The following is a 17,183-nucleotide window of genomic DNA, read 5'->3' on the forward strand; positions in this document are numbered from 1 at the left end:
CCCTGAGCGTGTGAAACGTGAGGCAGAGATCATCGCACTGACATTGACCCGGTTTGATACACACGCTACCATCGAAATGTAATTATCAGTGATCTGTTCGCCTGTGAGGATCACCCATGCGATGGCGAAACAAAGCTCCCGTAGCCTGCAAGGGAGCGCATTACCCTGTGGTACATCTGCGCACTTTTGGAAGCAGATATCGTCAGACAATAACCCACCGTCCGGCGATGAAAGTTATCCGGTGTGATTCACGACCGGCTTATCACGCAATACGAACAGCGCAGGCTTTGCGTTGTCCCGAATACCGACGATAAACGTCCTGAATGTTGTGCGGCGTCACTTGCGTAAAAGCAGCGCGATTACCAAGTGACGCCGCCGGGCGGCCAACGTCCAGAGCACGTCTGGTCAGGCTTTACGACTGATTTGAACCACGAATTACTCAGTGAAACCGCCCAAAATAGGCCATTGTCTGACATTCTGTTTGATTGACGAACCATCGTCAGGTCTGGTTTTCAACCCACTGCCTTGCAACAGGCTGATGCAGTAAGAAAGGAGATACGACACGTCAAGATAATGAGGCGTTCACCCTGATTGGATCAGGCACTGAACGGGGAGCATGCCATCGCCGTGCTGAGCACGTCGCGAGCTCCTGCAATAACTCAACACAACCTCGCTCTGCTACACATTGTCTGACGCACCACGGAACGGTGAACCTGTACCGACACGCAGAGAATTTTTAAGCCTAAAAAATGAAAAGTGACAGGAAAGGTGTGGATTGCGCAGAACTCGACACGTTCAAAGGTTGAGCAGTTCAGAAAAGAATTTATTACTCATGCCCGACAGGCGGGCGGGAGTTTTGTCACGGTGGCGGATCGTGAGCGGATTGCCCGGCACTTCCTTGATTATTTGAAAAACAATGGTATCAAACTCCGGCAAATGGATAGCCTGAAGGTAAAATATATTGAGCGCTACATCGCTGAACGAAAAGCTAACCATATTAATTATAGAACCCTGCAAAATGAGATGTCCGTGCTGAGAGCCATTTTAGCGCAGGCCGGAAAGCATAAGCTGGCTAATCCCGCTAATGCCCGTCTGAGCAATCAGGCTTTGGGTATCGCTGATATGAGCCGCAAGGGAACGAAAACGGCGCTGACACCGGCCGCGTTCAGAGAAATCTTTCAGCAGGTAGAGCAAAAAGATCGGAGCGTGGCGGCGGTGATGCAACTGGCGTATGTGCTGGGACTGCGTACAAAAGAAGCGGTGGAAGCCTATAAATCGTTAGCGACCTGGAAAAAAGGACTGGAGAACGGTCATACTTCCGTGCGGGTGGTGTTTGGCACCAAAGGGGGACGACCCAGGCAGACGGTCATACTGGATAGAAATGCTCTACGACATGCTATTGCCTATGCGGAGCGAGAGCAGGCTGAGCGCAGTGGCAGATTGATTGATAAACCCACAATCCATCAGGCGATAGATCGTTACCGTTACGTGGTCAGAAGTGCCGGACTGGTGGGTCAGCAAGCGCCACACAGTATGCGCTACCATTTTGCGCAGCAATCCGGAGCACATTACAAAGCACAGGGTTTCAGTGAGCGGGAAGCGCTGGCACTGGTGTCGATGGATTTAGGGCATGGTGATAGGCGGGGGCGCTATATCCGGCAGGTGTATTACCAGAATATTGAGGGCGAATAAGCTGTATTGGGTCATACACGGTTTACTGCTTTGATCATTGAATACGAGCAAACTAACCTTGGCACTTAGCTGATTACTCACATGTTATCTCTAACTTGCTTCTGGACATAAATCATTTAGAGTAAAACCCGAATAAATCCAATTATTCGGGTTCTGGTCTTAGTGGATAAAGACAAACGTAAATGGTTAGCTCATAAAGTGACTAATTATGCAAAATACATTTAACTCTATCGAATGTAGTGTATCTAATCTGTGGCACCCTGCAAAATAAACTCCCGCAGGAGCTTGTTCAGTTCAATATTGACTTTAGGTGGCGTTAGCTTTGTGTCTAATTTATCTTCTAGATAGGCCTTAGCTTTGGCTTTATCCACCGTTGCCTTAAGCGCATCAAAACGACCATAATCGTTTAGGTTAGCTTCGGTAAGATTTTCTTTCGTTAGTGTTTTAAGCTGATTACCATCAAGTCCCAAAGCATCGACCATTACCTGCAAGGCTTTATCTTCTTCCTCTGCTTGAGCACGGGTAATGTAATCCTGTAAGGTTTTGCCTGCTTCGATGATTAAATTACCTGCCTGTATATCAATCAATAGCTTGTTTGCCTGTTTTTGTTCAACTTGGCTTAAGGTGGCAAAGGATTTATGGAGAGCATCAAGCGTTTGCTTCATTTCTTCTGGCGTGACATTGGGTTGATCACGTTGCTTAAGGAATTTGGTGAACTGAGCATTCATATAGTTATGATCAATTCGCCCCGTATTTTGCTTGGTTAAATAACCCAAAATGGCGTAAGGCACAGCAGGTTCACTGCCACCATTACCTGGTGAGGATGAGAGCTCTTTATAACGTTGCAACATCGCTTGATACTGATTCTCATCAAAATCAATATCCACGGTATTACCCGTTTCTTCAAATGAATAGCTGTTTTCCTGCCAGTTAAATCCTTGAACTTTCACCGCCTCCAAGATTTTGCTGAACTCATTAAACAGAGTGGCAAATTTAGCACGAGTCTCTTCATCTTTTGGTAACTGACTAAAATCGCTGATCTTCGCGTTTTTAAAAATGATTTCTATCTCGGCAAATTTTTCATTGAGAGAATGCAAGTTATCTTCCAATTTCTCCACAAATACACCATAAGGACGATCTCCAGAATAGAGCTTGAGCGCTTTATTGATGTTGAGTTCCATGGTGTGCGGTTTACGGTAATAACGAATATTGCCAAAAGGTTTATCGATACCAAATAATCGGTTAGTGCGAGAAAACGCTTGAATGATATTTGCGTACTCAAGTTCTTTATCCAAATACAGGGTATTCACCCATTTGGAGTCATAACCGGTGAGCATCTGATCAACAACAATCAGTAAATGTAATTGCTGGTCCGGTTGTTGCTCGACATATTGATAAGGTTTTTTGTGCGCAAGACGTGCCGCAATATCCTTTTTAAATTGCGCATGAGTGGGCAAAGTGTAGGTCGTATTGTAGGTTTTGTTATAGTCCTCAATAATCTCAATTAACCCAGCCTCTTTAGTCACGGCGTTACCTTTGTTATCAAGGTTAGGATCAAACAACGCTGTTATCTTCAATTGAGGAGCTTGCTGTTTGAATAATCGATAATACTGTAAGGCATCAGGAATACTGTGTGTGGCAAAAATGCCATGAAACTGATTACCACGGCTAAAACGTACCCAGTTAGCCAGAATATCATTAATGACTTGCTGTTTATGCTCTATGCGATCATATTGCGTTGCAGGCAGTAATTCTTCAATGCCACGCACTTTTTTACCATTGATTTCTTGGGTCGCCATTGGCACTCGGGCACTGTCCATGTACTTTTCATAAATTTTAGTTTTTGCAGGATCGGCAAACACTTCAGCAACACTCGTTGCTTTGGCTTTTTCAAGCGCAACCGCCTCGCGTAGGTCATCATCACGATACGTCATCACTTTGCAAGGGTCGAACCCCAGCACGTTACCATCTCGAATACCATCCGCAATGCTATAACGATGTAACTCATCACCAAAAATCGTACTGGTTGTGCTGTCCTTCTTCTGGTTTTCTTCTTGGATTGGCGTTCCCGTAAAGCCAAAGAACACCGCATTAGGGAAAGTGGCTTTGATGATAGAAAGCATATCGCCAAAGGTTGAACGGTGGGCTTCGTCGACAATGAACACAATGCGCTTTTGATTAATACAGTCGATATCCGCAGTTTTTAATTGTCCTTCATCGTGGATGTTGCTCATCTTTTGAATTGAAGTCACAATCAAGCCATCGCTTGGCTTTATGCTTTTCAGTTTGGCGATCAGAATATGGGTATTTTCTGTTCCTTGCACATCATCACTGGCATCGGCAAAGCTGCGATATTCTTCTAAGGATTGTGTTCCTAACTCGATGCGGTCCATCAAAAACACCACTTTATCGGCATCGCCAGAGTTAGCAATCAGTTGCGCTGACTTAAAGCTGGTCATGGTTTTACCCGAACCAGTGGTATGCCAAATGTAGCCACCTTTATTTTTAATAGACCAGTCCAAGCTGGCGACTTTACTTGAAATGGCATTAGCAGCGTAATACTGATAGCTGCGCATCACTTTAAGAATGCCATCGGCATTGTCGGCAACGGTATAAAAACCAATTAGCTGGTGAGCCATCGGGATGGATAGTAATCCCTCGATCACTTTCTGCCAGTGGTTGATGGGTTCATTAGAAAAATCGGCCCACTGGAAGTAGTAATCATGATTAAAGATTCCGTCCTTCCCAGGGTTAGCAAAATACAAGGTGTTATCTGGATTCATTGCAACAAACACCTGCGCTAACGCCATGATGCCGCCGGTAAAATGCCCTTCATGGGTGTATTTTTCTATCTGGTTACACGCCTCAATCACTGGGACGCCTGAACGTTTGAGTTCAAGGTGGATAACGGGCATGCCATTAATCAGCAACAAAAGATCACCGCGCCTGTCGTGCTGGACGGCACTTTTACGAACAAATCGAGGTTGCTGAACAATTTGATACCGGCTTTTCCCCGCGGCTATTTCTTGGCGGTCGTAAATATTGAGACTGATCTCTTTGCCATAGTGCAGAGTGTCTGCGGCATTGTCACGTTTAAGAGAGACAGTTTTACCGTTAATAAAACCATTTAGCTTGAGTGGTGTTTTAAGCGCAATGATTTGCTCTATAATTTGCTGCATCTCACTATGGCTGAGTGGCACATTGTTTAGGCGATCAATGCTGTTGTTATTTTGATAAAGAATATCCGCCCAATTTTGCAGCAAATCGGCTTCAGTGAAATTGGTTAAAACCTTATCTTCCCAGCCTTTCTTACATAGCTCGGAGATAACATCTTGTTCAAATTGGGCTTCACTAGTGTAGGTCACAGCTTATCCTTAGCGTACAGTCTAAAAAGCTCAGTTACCTTTGGTTTATGAGTGGTAACAGATAAAATTGATATCAGAGTGCGCCCCTAAACTAACGTGGTGAGCGCATCCTATTGGGTATTGATTTAGTGCTTAAACAAACATTTTTTCTAAGCACGCTTGCTTAATATTTTTCAGCTTATTAATGTGTTGCTGTTGAAGAGCAATTAAGCGATCGAGGTTATGGAAGTAATTGCCGATTTTAGTTTGTTCATGCTTCGTAGGAACTTTAACCTTCATATTCCGCAGTAATTTTCCTGATATTTCTAAGAAAGTTGAACCTGAGGCATTTCTCATTGCATATTCTTTTATTAGATGGCCCATAGAATAAATAAAATAAGTATCAAAACCTTCTTTTAAAACCAACGACTGAAAACCTTGGTTTGTAGTTGCCTCTTTTTTTAAAATTGCCATATCACCAATACCAGCACGGCTAGTAAATAAAATAGTTCTTTCAGCTGGTAGTTTCTTTGCGGAGCTATTACTTAATCCTAACTGCGTAATTTTTTTTACACTATCAAATGCAAATGGAGAATCGCCAATTTCTGTTGGAGAATACCAATCGATATCGCCATCCCAGTATCTATCATCCATGGTATTAGGTGTACCTCCACCAATAATATCAGCGATATCAATTCCTAATACTTTTTTTTCCCAATCCCCACTAAACCCAGCAAAACGCACCTCTGGCACTTTTGCTCCCGCTTTCGGGAACATCTTACCCAGCATTGCCTTTTTTAACTGCTGCAATTTGGTGTATTTGGATTGATGGAGTTTTAGTTGTTGGTCGATGTTTTGGAAGAAGTTGCCAATTTGGGTTTGTTCTACAAATTTCGGAAAGTATCCTTGAATATTTCCTAGAGCATTTTGGTTAATATTGGTGTTGGCAGAACTTGTCGCTCCCATAAGTATTTGCTCACGGATACGACGAGTAGAAAAAACGAATCGATTAAAATTTCCACTCATTTTTACTTGAGGTCTGAAACGAATCATAAAACCTGAATAAGTGGTATTTTCTAAGTCGTTACTTACTAACGCTGCCTCACCAACACCTTCCGGCTTAACAGACGACCGTATGAATAAAATATCACCTTTTTTTAAGCTATATTCCTTTCGTTGATTTACCGAACTTTTAGCTAAGCCAAGATACTTGCCATCTACAACATTTTTACCAAAAACATCTTGTAAATTGACAAAGGGGTATCCATGCCCAAGCGCATCTTTTCCAAAGTTCATTCCATTTTTAAAATCCCCAATCTCAATTAACTTATAACTATCCCAATCTCCCTCAAAACCATTAAAACGCAGAGCAGGTTGAAACGTTTTTTCATTACTCATCGGCGCCACCTTGCAACTTTTCACCAGAAAGGAACTGTTGCAGCTCTTTTAAGCCCTGCATATCAAATTCATTGCCTTGTAGTTCGCCCATCATTGACGCCAAGCTTTGCTCCACTTGTTGCGTTTCTTGAGCAATATCGGCATACGTTTGTGCATACTTTTCAGCCAAAGCTTCCAGCTTACAGGTCAGTTGCTGCAAGACTTGATTTGGCAGTTTATCTAGGGAGCTAACAATGGGTTTTATCCATTTAAGCAGCAGTAGATGATCAATTTCATCTTGAGTTAAGTTTTCGATTTTTTTACGTGTTGCTTCCAGCAAAGTTTCATTGGCGGCTTTGAGGTTTGTCTTCAGTGATTTTTCTTCTGTTTGTAATTTGTCTACGGCAAGCAATTTGCTTTCAAAGCTGTCATCATCAAATGTTTCGCCTTTCTTTTTGTCGGCTTTGATTTGTTTCACTTCTTTGTTCAGCGCGGCGGTAACAAATGCGGTTTTGTCGTCATTAACATATTCCGCTTCTTTATCGTCTTCGCTAAGCGAATCGAAGATCTCTTGAACCTCGGATTCGATGCTTTGCAAACGCTCTGCTATTATTTGGATTTTTGCTAGGTCTTTTGAAAAGTAGGTTTTTTCAACCAATGCAAAGGGGAAGATGCGACCAAACCAACCGTCTTGAACTTGAACGTCTTTACCTTTTTGCTTTTTGGTCACCATATTCGGCTCAACTACTTTACAGGTATCCATACCTTCGGTTTGGATCATTTCCAAATCCGCACTGAGTTGCTGCCATTGATCATCAAGCAATTGGTAAGCATCGTATTTATCAATCAGTGTGATTCCTTCTAAACGGCGGAAAATCTCTTCACTGATGATATCTTGTTGGCGCGAGCTTTTAACTTGTAATAAATCTTTAATCAAGCTTTGTGTCAAATAAGCTTCAAAATCACCGAAAGCATGTTGATACGTTGCCATAAATTTCTGTACATCACCATTCGCTTCAATCGCTGATTTCACATCGGCAACGCTTAACTCTGAGTAATCATTGGATGTTGCGTTAAACAAGCTCGCTTTGAGGTTAGGTATGGTGTGCCAATAGTGATTTAGCGCATCCAGTTCGTTATTGTGAATACCACCACACATAGAGGCGTAAATATCCCAACTTTCCGCTGCATCTGAAGAATCTACATAACGCGGAATATTGAGGTTATAACCATTATCGCGAATGGTGTCACGGCTAACTAAGGCTGCAAATTTTTCTTGTGGTTTACGAGTGACCACTGCATCCACAATACGTTTTATGTCGCAAGCGCGAAGTTTGTTGTTCTTGCCTTCTTTCACGAACCCTTTTGAGGCGTCGATGATCAATATATCGTCATTTTTACGTGTTTGCTTAAGCACCAAAATGATGGTTGGAATGCCCGTACCGAAGAAGATATTTGCCGGTAAGCCGATAATGGCATCAATATGGTTCTTTTCAATGAGGTTCTCACGAATCTTTCCTTCATCACCACCACGGAATAAAACCCCGTGTGGTAAAACGATGGTCATAATGCCATCGGGTTTCAAGTGGTACAGATCGTGTAGTAAGAATGCATAATCTGCCTTCGTTTTTGGCGCTAAACCAAAAGGCGAATAGCGAGGGTCTTTGTCTTTAAACTCTGGGTCCCACTTTTGTGAATAAGGAGGGTTAGAGACAACAGCATCCACACGCATCGGTTCATGGGTTTTATCTTCATCCAGAGGCCAATCGTCTTCGAGTGTATCGGCGTTACGGGTGATGATGTTATTTGGCAAAATACCACGCATAAACAAGTTCATACGAGTTAAGTTATAGGTGTTTTGCTTGAGCTCTTGCGCGTAATAACGAATGTTATGTTCACCATCAAGACGTTTTTCTACCGATTGACCGATGTTGATCAACAGAGAGCCGGAACCACTGGTTGGATCGTAAATTTTGATATGTTTATGGTCTGTTAGGTGTTCAGCCATGATTTCTGACATTAATACTGAGACTTCATGGGGAGTGTAGAATTCTCCGGCTTTTTTCCCCGCATTCGCAGCAAACGAACTGATTAGGTATTCGTAGATAAAACCAAGCACATCATAATCATGCTTGCTTTTCATCGGAATATCATCAATCAGGTGAATCAGATTCATCGCCGCTTTGGTTTGTGCAGCGGCACTTTCGCCCAATTTGCTTAGCCCGGTTTCCAAGGTAGTAAAAATACCGTCAAACAAGTCTTTATGAGCTGGATTAATTAAGCGGCTGAACGCCGATAATGCATCACGCACATAAGCAATGTCGAAATCTTTACCATCACTGATCCAAGTTGAGAACAGGTTGTCATAAGCGATGAAGTAACCTAATTCGTCTTGAATGTATTTGAGGGTGTCGGTATCGCCCTCATTCAATTCTTTGATCGATTGCTCATCAAATTCGTTTTGGATTAAGAACTGAATTTGCTTATCAGACAAAAACTTATAAAAAATGAAGCCTAAGATATAATCTTTGTAGTCGTTTGCTTCGATTTTAGAACGCATTTGGTTAGCCGATTCCCAAATCTTGGCGGCCAGTTGTTGTTTATTCATGTTCTACTCTAATTATTATTCATCAATGACTGAGCAATGCGCTTAAATGAGGCAAAGCAGGTATCGAAATCGGGTGTTTCTGTATTAAACCCCATTGGGGTAACAAATTCGTAAAACATTTTACTAAACATAGTGTTATACTCTAACTTTTGCAAGCCTAGCTGTAATTCTTGAACAAGGTTAGCAACAAACTCCGGATGCTGATTACCAAAGCGTTTCACGTCTTCTTGTAACACGGTTTGAAAAAGGGGGCATGAGAGCTTCAAAATCAAGCTGCTGGTCCGCGTCAATACAATGTATATCGTAGATATGGCGTACCAACGTAGCATCATCTTTGCGTTCAGAATCTCGTCTAACTAGCATGGTACGGCGCAGCATAGAAATGACTTTTTCAACCAACGTGGATTGGACGGAGATACAAGCAAATTCGTTGATTTCTTGAGGTTGATGATACAACTCTGCAACCAGTGATTGAATGCTACGCTGTTCTACTTGAAGCAGAGGTATGGTCTCCATCAGCTCCAGTTTTATGATTGGGCGCAAGCAAGGAACTTGGCTAAATTGCTGTGGGTATTTCAATTCATATTCGACGTAGCGGTATTCATCACGAACTATTTTTTCTTCAATAGAAAAATAGCTTGATTGATGAGTAAGAGATTCTTCGATTTGTTGCACCAGAGCTTTACGTTTCGCCTTGCGTTTGTCACGACCGAATGAGTTAAATGTATCCGTTGGAATGAGTTTGATGTCGACATCTTCCGACATCCTGAGGATTTTTACATTGGATTTAGCCAGTGCCGTCCCGCCAGAAAAGACCATTTGATGTGTATCAAAAGCAAGCTTTGCTAACTCAGCAAGCAAAGCCACTACCCAGTAATCTTTTTCAATAATGGCTGGGTTTCCGAGCTCTAAGGCATCGGAAACCTCTAAGAATTGATCTTTTAATTTTTTCATTTTTAACTTGGTGAGTTAAATACGCGATTACCAACAACCAGCTTGCGATTAAACTGCTTAGGATTCCACGAATACTGCACTGATGAAGGGACTTGCGTGCTATTACCGGAAAGACTTTGCAACGATAGACTATCTACTTCGAAGTCTACACCTTTCATCTTAAGAATTTCACGTAAAATCGCATCGGTGCCACCAGGATTCGTTGGCATTAGGCGACCTGTGAGGCTGTTCTTACGTGCTTTAGTATACAGGCCATATCCGATTTTCATCAGTTCACCTTGCTTGATCAATTGATTAAGCGCACGACCGATCTGGTCATAACTGGCAATGTCTTCAAAATCTTTGCGCTCAAAGACGTAACGTCTCGAACGTTTCAACTTTTGATTGATTCGATCTACTGCTGTCATAGGACCTCCTTCTTTATGTATAGGAAGTATACATCAGAGGAAATGAAACTGGAAGAAATACGACATAACCTAAAGAATAAATACGGCATTAAAACTAAATAAATATTTTTAAGGTATTGATTTATATTTAATATTGTTAATTTGTATAAATATCAGCCCAAACTATAAAATATAATGACCTTGTTTATAAATCAATGTTTTCGGATAGTTTCAGAGCATCTTCAATTTCAACACCCAAATACCGAATTGTGTTATCGAGTTTGACATGCCCGAGTAAGCGCTGAACTGCCCGAATATTTTTAGTTCTGGCATAAATCAAAGTTGCTTTGGTTCTTCTCATCGAATGAGCTCTATCCATATAGATATTCATCATACCCAAGTTCTCTTGCCTATCGTCGAATTATGCTGGCGTAATAACTATAACTCATAGGCTTACCGATTTTACGGGGACTGGGAAAAAGATAATCAGAAGTAGTTAACCTTCGAAGTGATACCCACAGTGTAATGGATTAACACCATTACTACTAATATCACGAACCTTGATCCTGAGTAGATCGCATGATCTCAACTTGCTATCAATAGCTAAGTTGGGCAAAGCAATCTCTTGAATATTCTCCTCAATTTCTAGCCTTGTTCTGATCCGCCAGATATCTTCGAGCCTAAATGGCTTTTTCTGACCGGTTGGATGACCTTTTTTAGCCCACATGGCATTCTCCTAGTGAAACTATTAATTGGCCTTAAAAGTTTAGCTAAAAATTGAGGAAATGAGTAAACACATAAGTATTCAAATAGGAAATAGAATTTTTCATCATGTAAAGCCTACGGTAGTGGTTGGCTTAAATGATAATGGGGCAGATTTGATATTTAAGGCCGTGTTGACATAGTCAATCACGGTCACCATTTGTTACTTATTAAATTTATTCATTAATGCTTTGAGTTTTTGTTCAGATTCATCTTCAATGAGCTTGTTAAGATCGCTTGGTTTGCACTGTAGTTGCTTGTCAAGGAATGCAGGAGGCTTATCCTCTTTGCCCAATGAATGTATACCGGATTGAATACGCTGACGCACTTGCTCCCATAAGAATGCAACTTGGTTAGGCTCTGTCGTGTAGTAGCCAATAGGGATGGTTAAGCCGCCAAAACCCAGACTTGGGTCGATTTTTGCGTGGTACTGAATTAGCGCAATACCATTTTCGCCAGGGAATACCATAATTTCAAGGTGCGATTCAGACTTACCTTTAGCAAACACTCGTAGCTTATCGGTAGTTCGACTACCAAACATATTCTTGATGCGTGTACGCTCATTGTAATCACTAGGTTCAATGTGAAAGACCAGGCTTAGTACTACAGCCGTAGATTTTCGCAAATCAACGTGTTATCTGATCATCGCTAAATTAAGAAACTATGTAATTTCAATCTTTTTATGGCGGATTTCCTATCGAGAAATAGTGTTCACGGCTGTAGTACTAAATTGCAGTCAGAGCAGGATCGTGCTAAGAGTGACAACTTTCCTTGATTCCCATTCAGCCTTGTGGCCGAATTTCGTTACATTGTCGGATCCGCTGCTTTATTCAGAATCCTAGGGTCACCTGGTGATACAGGTGGTTCACTCTTCTCGTGGTGAACAACGCTTCATACGACTTCAGGTCGCACGGGCAAAAATGAGTTAGACCAAGCGGCCAGAACGGGTCACCGCGTGAAATGAGCATTGACAGCCTGCCCCCCGATTAACCCAAAAGGCCATCGTGTTCCTGACATTATTTTTTATCCCGGGAAATGAATTACCCATTGACCTTATGATTTCCGTTTATTAGCGTAGTCAGACTTATCGATGATCCGGTCGCTTGTGAGGATCACCTTCGGGCAGCGACAATAACACTCCTGTAGCCTGCAAGGGAGTACACTACCGTGTGGTACATCTGCGCACCTTTGGAAGCAAATATCGTCAGTCTCATGACGATGAAGGTTTCTTAATCTCATCCATCATGGCCAACAGGCCAGTCACCCAACGGGGAACACGTTTCCCATTGGGTCAGGTGTTCCCCGTTGTTTTATCAGGAGAATACCATGCCACAAAATACAACCCCGGCAACGGCACACACTGTGCCCGCGTCTGAATTATCCCCTTTTACTGAAATTTTTCCGCACACCGGTTCGTTGGAGCTGACGCTGCTGGAGCACACGTTCATTAAAGCCGCCGCCGTGCTGTGTGATGATGACTGGTGTGATCAGTGGCAGTACCGGAAAGTGTCAGACACTATCGCCTATATTGTACCGGTACGGCCGGATCCCTCAGGGGTCAGGGTTGAAACAACCGACTTTAAAGGTGAGGTTTTTGCCGATGCCTTCGGACTGATGGTAACCCTGAGCGTATTGGGGTATCTGGCGGCCCTGATGAAGCTGGACGGGTACGCTGAACGGTTTTGCGACCTGCGTGAATATGCGCTGCAACATCCTCAGGCTTCGTGTATCCGGGCGGCTTTGGGCTTAAAGGGTGCATAACAGGAGAACGTGATGCCAAATAATGAACTGATTATGCTGGACAGTCTTGCGCTGTCGGTCGTGTTTCCCGACAAAACCCCGCTGGAACGGTTGTTTCTGGGATTCCTGCTGGCGAATACCGCATCGACGTTATGTAGCGATTATCAGCCTGAACAGTGGACAAGCCGACAGGTGTCTGAATCGCTGACTTATATGGTGCCGACACGGGCGGAAACGTATTCCGTTTACCTGCCGGTTACGCAGCTGACGGTCACGCTTTCAGCCGATGCTTTCGGGCTGGCGGTCACGGCCATCGTATCAGCCCGTATCGCGGTGCCGGATACGCAGAATGAGGAGGCGTACCGGTTCTGCGCATTGCAGGCGTATGTACAACAGCACCCGGAAAGCGGCCTGATAACATCGATCATGACACTGAAACCCGGAGAGGACGTTATCAGTCCGTCACTTATCCCTAACAAAAATAATCATCATTAACGTTATCAGCCCATGAGGCTGTTAACGCTTTTCTTAAGCGCCTGACCGGGGAAACCAAAACACCTTCCCGGTATCGGGCGGGTGTTTTCTTTCATTGACATAAAATCAAGGAACAACACCATGAACCCCATTTTTTTACCGGCACCGGATGATACCGGTACCGCATTACGTGAAGAGCTGTTTACCGCTCAGGTCACCGGCCTGAGGCAACACCCGAAAGCACTACAGTCATTGCAGCCGGAAACCCTGATGATGTGCGAAGCCGCCACCGTCACGGAAGTGGTGCAGCGGCTGAAGGTGATCCATCTTCTGGGGGACTGGCCGGTGCCGGCGAGGTTATCTGCTCAGGTTTCGGGGACTTTTTTTCCGCTGACCGTCATGATTTTTGATGCACAGGACAGAAAAGTGCTCGGTGGCCGGTTTGATGAAGAGATTATCTGGGCGCAGCCGGTCACACTGACGTCAGAACGCCTGTCACTGGAACAGCAACAGCAGCGGTTATGTCAGGCAGCGATGCTTGAGCAGAGCTGGCAGAATACTCCGGCGGCGCGTGCGTTGTGGCACAAGGTGCATTTATTGTCACTGCATGGGGTTTCCTCCTGTTATCAGCAGTGCCATGAAGTGCGGGATATTCTCCGGTATGGCGTCTCCGTCTGTGTCTTTTCTGAGGGGACGTTATGACCACGTTACGTTTAACCGTCTGGCAGGTGATTGCGGCTGCCTTGCTGAAACGGCATTTTGGCCTGAGCCTGACCGATACGGCCCTGTGTGAAACCGATACGGTGGCAGCACTGATAGCCCGCGGTGTCCGGCCTTCAGAAGCCATTAACGAACTGGTGGATAAATACGACTTAATCCGGCTGAACACGCAGGTTATCCCGCGCAGTACGCCTTATCTGGATATCCACGATGAGCTGACGGTCATTTTTGACAGCGGTCTGGCTGAAATGCTGTTCAGGCAAGCCAAACCGTAACACTTTTTTTCAATCTACCCATCGGGGGAACTGATCTCCCTGATGGGACGGTTCCTCCTTTTTATCTGAACAGTTTTAAAAATGAGGAAATCAACATGGCAGAATGGTGCACTAATCAACTGGAAATTACCGGCAAATCCGTCTGTATTGATGTGATGCAGCAGTGGGTCTGCGGGGAAGAAGTCCCCCGTTACCGTCAGGCGGTGTTACAAAGTCTTCGCCTGTTTCTGGCCGGCTGTGCGGGGATTCTGAAACCAACCAAACCGCAAACCTACACCCCGTACCCGGCGCTGGTGCGCGGCACGGCCGTTCCGACGGCGCAGCATCTGGCGTTTGAGCAGTGGCTGCTGCTGTTGCAGAATAATGTGCCGCTGAATAATGACAATATCAAACGCATCGATAACCTGTACCGCCAGTCCGGTCTCAGCCTGATGCACTGGGACAAGGTGCCGGAAGCAGCGCGTGACATTATCGCCCGTCTGCTGACCCGCCAGTATACCGACTGGTTCGGCATGGTGGGCTGGTCAGACACGCCCGATATCGGGGTGTGCTGGGATAAACTGAATGCGTACCCGCAGGCGGCACAACCCTGCGATATGCTGATGATGATGTCAACTAATCTGGCCACTGAAATCAACGGCAACAGCACGTTGCTGAAAGGCATTGCCACCACGGCACAGTTTTACGGGGAACAATACGGGATGGAATGGCCATTCGGCCACCATGTCCGCTGGGAACGCCGGAATGTCAGCAGTTTAACCGTGCGGTTTGATTCTCCCTGGGCACCGCCTTCGGCCGAGCTGATGGGCGAGCTGTCCGCGATGTTTGACTGTGAAATCCGCCACTGGTACAGCGAAGCATCAGGAAGCCTCAAAGGTTACGATTGTTATGACCAGGGCGAGCACGTGGACAGTGGTCACGGGCAGTCAGGCCGGGAAAACCGGCCGGCACTCTATCTGGTCACCGGTGAGCAGGCGGAAACGGCGCTGGCCTTGCCGGCCATTGCCGTCGGGCAATAAGCGGTTACTAATTTTATACAAATTGACCACATCAACCGAAAGGGGAACCTGTTCCCTTTTCGGGGCGTGTTTTCCTTTTTTCACTTTTTGTTCAGCAAGGAAAACATGCAATGGCATTCCGAACCGATCATCAGAAAGAATTCATTTCGCTGTTTAAGCAAACGGCCCGTTATCAGACCCGTTATCAGGTCTTCCGGGATTTTTGCAATTGTGCTATGGCAGCGATCCACAATAAACACTGTTTCAGCGAAGAGCTGGAGCAGTATTACCTGAAAACCATCAACAAGTACAAACGGGCAGACGTTGACCGGATTGTTCAGCTGTTCTCCCATGTGGTACTCGGACTGGCACAGGAACCCAATGATTTTCTGGGCAGTGTGTTTATGCGGCTGGAATTGGGTGATAAGGATCTTCAGCAGTTCTTTACCCCCTGGAGTGTGGCCAGAATGATGGCACAGATGCAGTTGCATGATGCCGCCGGGCTGTTGCAGACGCAACCGTTTGTCACGCTGTGCGAGCCGTGCTGTGGCGCGGGCTGTATAACTTTGGCCGCTGCCGACGTGCTGAGAGAACAGGGGCATGATCCGTTGTGCAGCCTGTGGGTTTACGCGATTGATATTGATCCGCTGGCGGCCGTGATGGCCTATATCCAGTTCTCGCTGACCGGTATTCCGGCCGCCGTCACCATCGGCAATGCCCTGCATGATGGCGGTGACAAGCGAACCCGTTACACGCCCGCGCATTATCTGGGCAACTGGTCTCAGCGTTTGCGGGAGGCGGAGCTTATCGCCGCCTGAACGCATTTCTTCAATGATGACTATTGCGCCTTTCGGGGCGCTTTTTTTTATTTTTAAGTTGAGTTAATACAAATGGTTAGGGTGAAAATTAAGCCGATTTTGTAAGTCAGTCAGGGGATGAACCGGGTCAGTTTAATTTTCATTTCCGCAAAAAGAGTTGTTCCTTGTTTCCGGCCGGGATTCACCGACACTGAGCCAAATCTGAACCAAAAGAGGAAAAACCATGTTTCAGCGTTTTAAATCCCGTTTTACCCGTGACCCTTCCCCGTCACAAAAAGCGCCCGGGCAAGCACCTGAAAGTGTACACGATGCCGGAGGTTATTTCCGTCCACAGTCAGCAGAGGTGCTGCTGGCAACTTCAGAGCGTGGCCAGTATCTCCGGCAGCTGTGGGAAAACAGTGTGCTGCCCGCCGGGTTGTATCAGCAATTCTATCTGGATCCGCTCCGGCAATTATGCGCCCGTGTGCAGCATGTTCCCGCGACACAAGAGGGCGTCTGGTCTTATCGCGGCGGATTTATCGATCTGACCCTGCAATTTACTGCCTGTGCCGTACGGCTGGCAAAAGGGCATCTGTTGCCTCCGGGGGTGGCGCCGGAAACACAGGCCGCACAAAGTCTGCTGTGGCAGGCGGTGGTGTTCTGGGCGGCGCTGTTTTACCACCTGCCGCTGTTGCGGCAACTGAAAGGTGAACTGGAAGACGGGCATCACTGGCAGCCGGGATTGTGGATACCTGAGCGTCGTTTCCGCTTCCGGTTTCAGGCACCGGGGCCTGAGCTGCCTGTCCTTTATAAAACGCTGCTGGCTGCCCGTTTGTTACCGGAGGAAGCGGTGACCTGGCTGTCTTTAGTGCCCGGTGCGTGGCAGTGCCTGATGTTGCATCTTGGCGGACATCCGTCTTCTGTCCCGTTGACGGACTCACTGCTTCAGTCTGCCGCTGAGCAGGTGCAGTCACCGCTGCTGAATCCCGTTAAATTTTCTAAACCGACTACCGATACCAGACCGTCATCACCAAAACCCGATCCGGTTATTCCGCT

At 45.4% G+C, this 17,183-nt stretch carries 19 protein-coding genes; 11 read left to right on the forward strand and 8 right to left on the reverse strand.

The genetic code is table 11. The features are described 5' to 3' along the window. The first annotated feature begins 121 nt into the window (after window positions 1–121). The 3 genes from H8A87_RS20215 (at window position 122) to H8A87_RS13835 (ending at window position 1,692) form a co-directional block, all read left to right on the forward strand. Window positions 122–247, forward strand: coding sequence for a hypothetical protein (locus H8A87_RS20215; protein ID WP_269749552.1), 126 nt, complete (start codon window positions 122–124; stop codon window positions 245–247). Between the two features lie 119 nt (window positions 248–366). Next, entirely contained in the window at window positions 367–489 is a 123-nt protein-coding gene (locus tag H8A87_RS20220) for a hypothetical protein (protein WP_269749553.1), read from the forward strand. Window positions 490–774: 285 nt separating this feature from the next. Further along, window positions 775–1,692: an integrase domain-containing protein gene (locus H8A87_RS13835; RefSeq protein WP_198690552.1), complete on the forward strand. Its 918-nt coding sequence runs from the start codon at window positions 775–777 to the stop codon at window positions 1,690–1,692. Window positions 1,693–1,937: 245 nt separating this feature from the next. On the opposite strand, the gene H8A87_RS13840 is transcribed toward H8A87_RS13835, so the two are convergent. The 8 genes from H8A87_RS13840 to H8A87_RS13870 all read right to left on the reverse strand — a co-directional run bounded on the left by H8A87_RS13840 (window position 1,938) and on the right by H8A87_RS13870 (window position 11,664). Further along, entirely contained in the window at window positions 1,938–5,057 is a 3,120-nt protein-coding gene (locus H8A87_RS13840) for a type I restriction endonuclease subunit R (RefSeq protein WP_198690535.1), read from the reverse strand. Between the two features lie 132 nt (window positions 5,058–5,189). Continuing rightward, on the reverse strand, window positions 5,190–6,434 hold the full coding sequence (locus H8A87_RS13845; protein ID WP_198690536.1) for a restriction endonuclease subunit S: 1,245 nt from the start codon (window positions 6,432–6,434) through the stop codon (window positions 5,190–5,192). Then, entirely contained in the window at window positions 6,427–9,021 is a 2,595-nt protein-coding gene (locus H8A87_RS13850; RefSeq protein ID WP_198690537.1) for a type I restriction-modification system subunit M, read from the reverse strand. Before H8A87_RS13850 ends, H8A87_RS13845 begins: the two co-directional genes overlap by 8 nt. Before the next feature lie 204 nt (window positions 9,022–9,225). Beyond that, window positions 9,226–9,975, reverse strand: a complete 750-nt coding sequence (locus H8A87_RS13855; protein WP_198690538.1) for a nucleotidyl transferase AbiEii/AbiGii toxin family protein — start codon at window positions 9,973–9,975, stop codon at window positions 9,226–9,228. A gap of 2 nt (window positions 9,976–9,977) precedes the next feature. Next, window positions 9,978–10,382, reverse strand: a complete 405-nt coding sequence (locus H8A87_RS13860; RefSeq protein WP_198690539.1) for a DUF6088 family protein — start codon at window positions 10,380–10,382, stop codon at window positions 9,978–9,980. Between the two features lie 184 nt (window positions 10,383–10,566). Then, window positions 10,567–10,722 carry a site-specific integrase gene (locus H8A87_RS20495; RefSeq protein WP_408646920.1) on the reverse strand — a complete coding sequence of 52 codons (156 nt, stop codon included), beginning with the start codon at window positions 10,720–10,722 and terminating at the stop codon, window positions 10,567–10,569. A gap of 135 nt (window positions 10,723–10,857) precedes the next feature. Further along, a complete protein-coding gene (locus H8A87_RS20500) occupies window positions 10,858–11,088 on the reverse strand; it encodes a site-specific integrase (RefSeq protein ID WP_408646921.1) in 231 nt (76 codons plus the stop codon). Window positions 11,089–11,286: 198 nt separating this feature from the next. Further along, window positions 11,287–11,664 carry a hypothetical protein gene (locus H8A87_RS13870; protein ID WP_198690540.1) on the reverse strand — a complete coding sequence of 126 codons (378 nt, stop codon included), beginning with the start codon at window positions 11,662–11,664 and terminating at the stop codon, window positions 11,287–11,289. A gap of 628 nt (window positions 11,665–12,292) precedes the next feature. Between H8A87_RS13870 and H8A87_RS13875 the strand changes: the two genes are divergently transcribed. The 8 genes from H8A87_RS13875 to H8A87_RS13910 form a co-directional block, all read left to right on the forward strand. Further along, window positions 12,293–12,499 carry a hypothetical protein gene (locus H8A87_RS13875; protein ID WP_198690541.1) on the forward strand — a complete coding sequence of 69 codons (207 nt, stop codon included), beginning with the start codon at window positions 12,293–12,295 and terminating at the stop codon, window positions 12,497–12,499. Continuing rightward, on the forward strand, window positions 12,450–12,884 hold the full coding sequence (locus H8A87_RS13880; protein WP_198690542.1) for an antirestriction protein: 435 nt from the start codon (window positions 12,450–12,452) through the stop codon (window positions 12,882–12,884). The genes H8A87_RS13875 and H8A87_RS13880 overlap by 50 nt, the downstream gene beginning before the upstream one ends. A gap of 12 nt (window positions 12,885–12,896) precedes the next feature. Next, window positions 12,897–13,358 (forward strand): antirestriction protein, encoded by a 462-nt coding sequence (locus tag H8A87_RS13885; protein ID WP_198690543.1) that lies wholly within the window; start codon window positions 12,897–12,899, stop codon window positions 13,356–13,358. 120 nt (window positions 13,359–13,478) lie between these two features. After that, window positions 13,479–14,039 carry a hypothetical protein gene (locus H8A87_RS13890; protein WP_198690544.1) on the forward strand — a complete coding sequence of 187 codons (561 nt, stop codon included), beginning with the start codon at window positions 13,479–13,481 and terminating at the stop codon, window positions 14,037–14,039. Beyond that, window positions 14,036–14,332: a TA system toxin CbtA family protein gene (locus H8A87_RS13895; protein ID WP_198690545.1), complete on the forward strand. Its 297-nt coding sequence runs from the start codon at window positions 14,036–14,038 to the stop codon at window positions 14,330–14,332. Before H8A87_RS13890 ends, H8A87_RS13895 begins: the two co-directional genes overlap by 4 nt. Before the next feature lie 95 nt (window positions 14,333–14,427). After that, a complete protein-coding gene (locus H8A87_RS13900) occupies window positions 14,428–15,351 on the forward strand; it encodes a DUF1281 domain-containing protein (protein WP_198690546.1) in 924 nt (307 codons plus the stop codon). A gap of 110 nt (window positions 15,352–15,461) precedes the next feature. Further along, window positions 15,462–16,148 (forward strand): N-6 DNA methylase, encoded by a 687-nt coding sequence (locus tag H8A87_RS13905; RefSeq protein ID WP_198690547.1) that lies wholly within the window; start codon window positions 15,462–15,464, stop codon window positions 16,146–16,148. A gap of 223 nt (window positions 16,149–16,371) precedes the next feature. Next, window positions 16,372–17,183, forward strand: an 812-nt coding sequence (locus H8A87_RS13910) for a TraI domain-containing protein (RefSeq protein WP_198690548.1), incomplete at its 3' end; no start/stop codon positions are given.

The sequence above is a fragment of the Xenorhabdus lircayensis genome (genome assembly GCF_016306625.1).
GTDB lineage: Bacteria > Pseudomonadota > Gammaproteobacteria > Enterobacterales > Enterobacteriaceae > Xenorhabdus > Xenorhabdus lircayensis.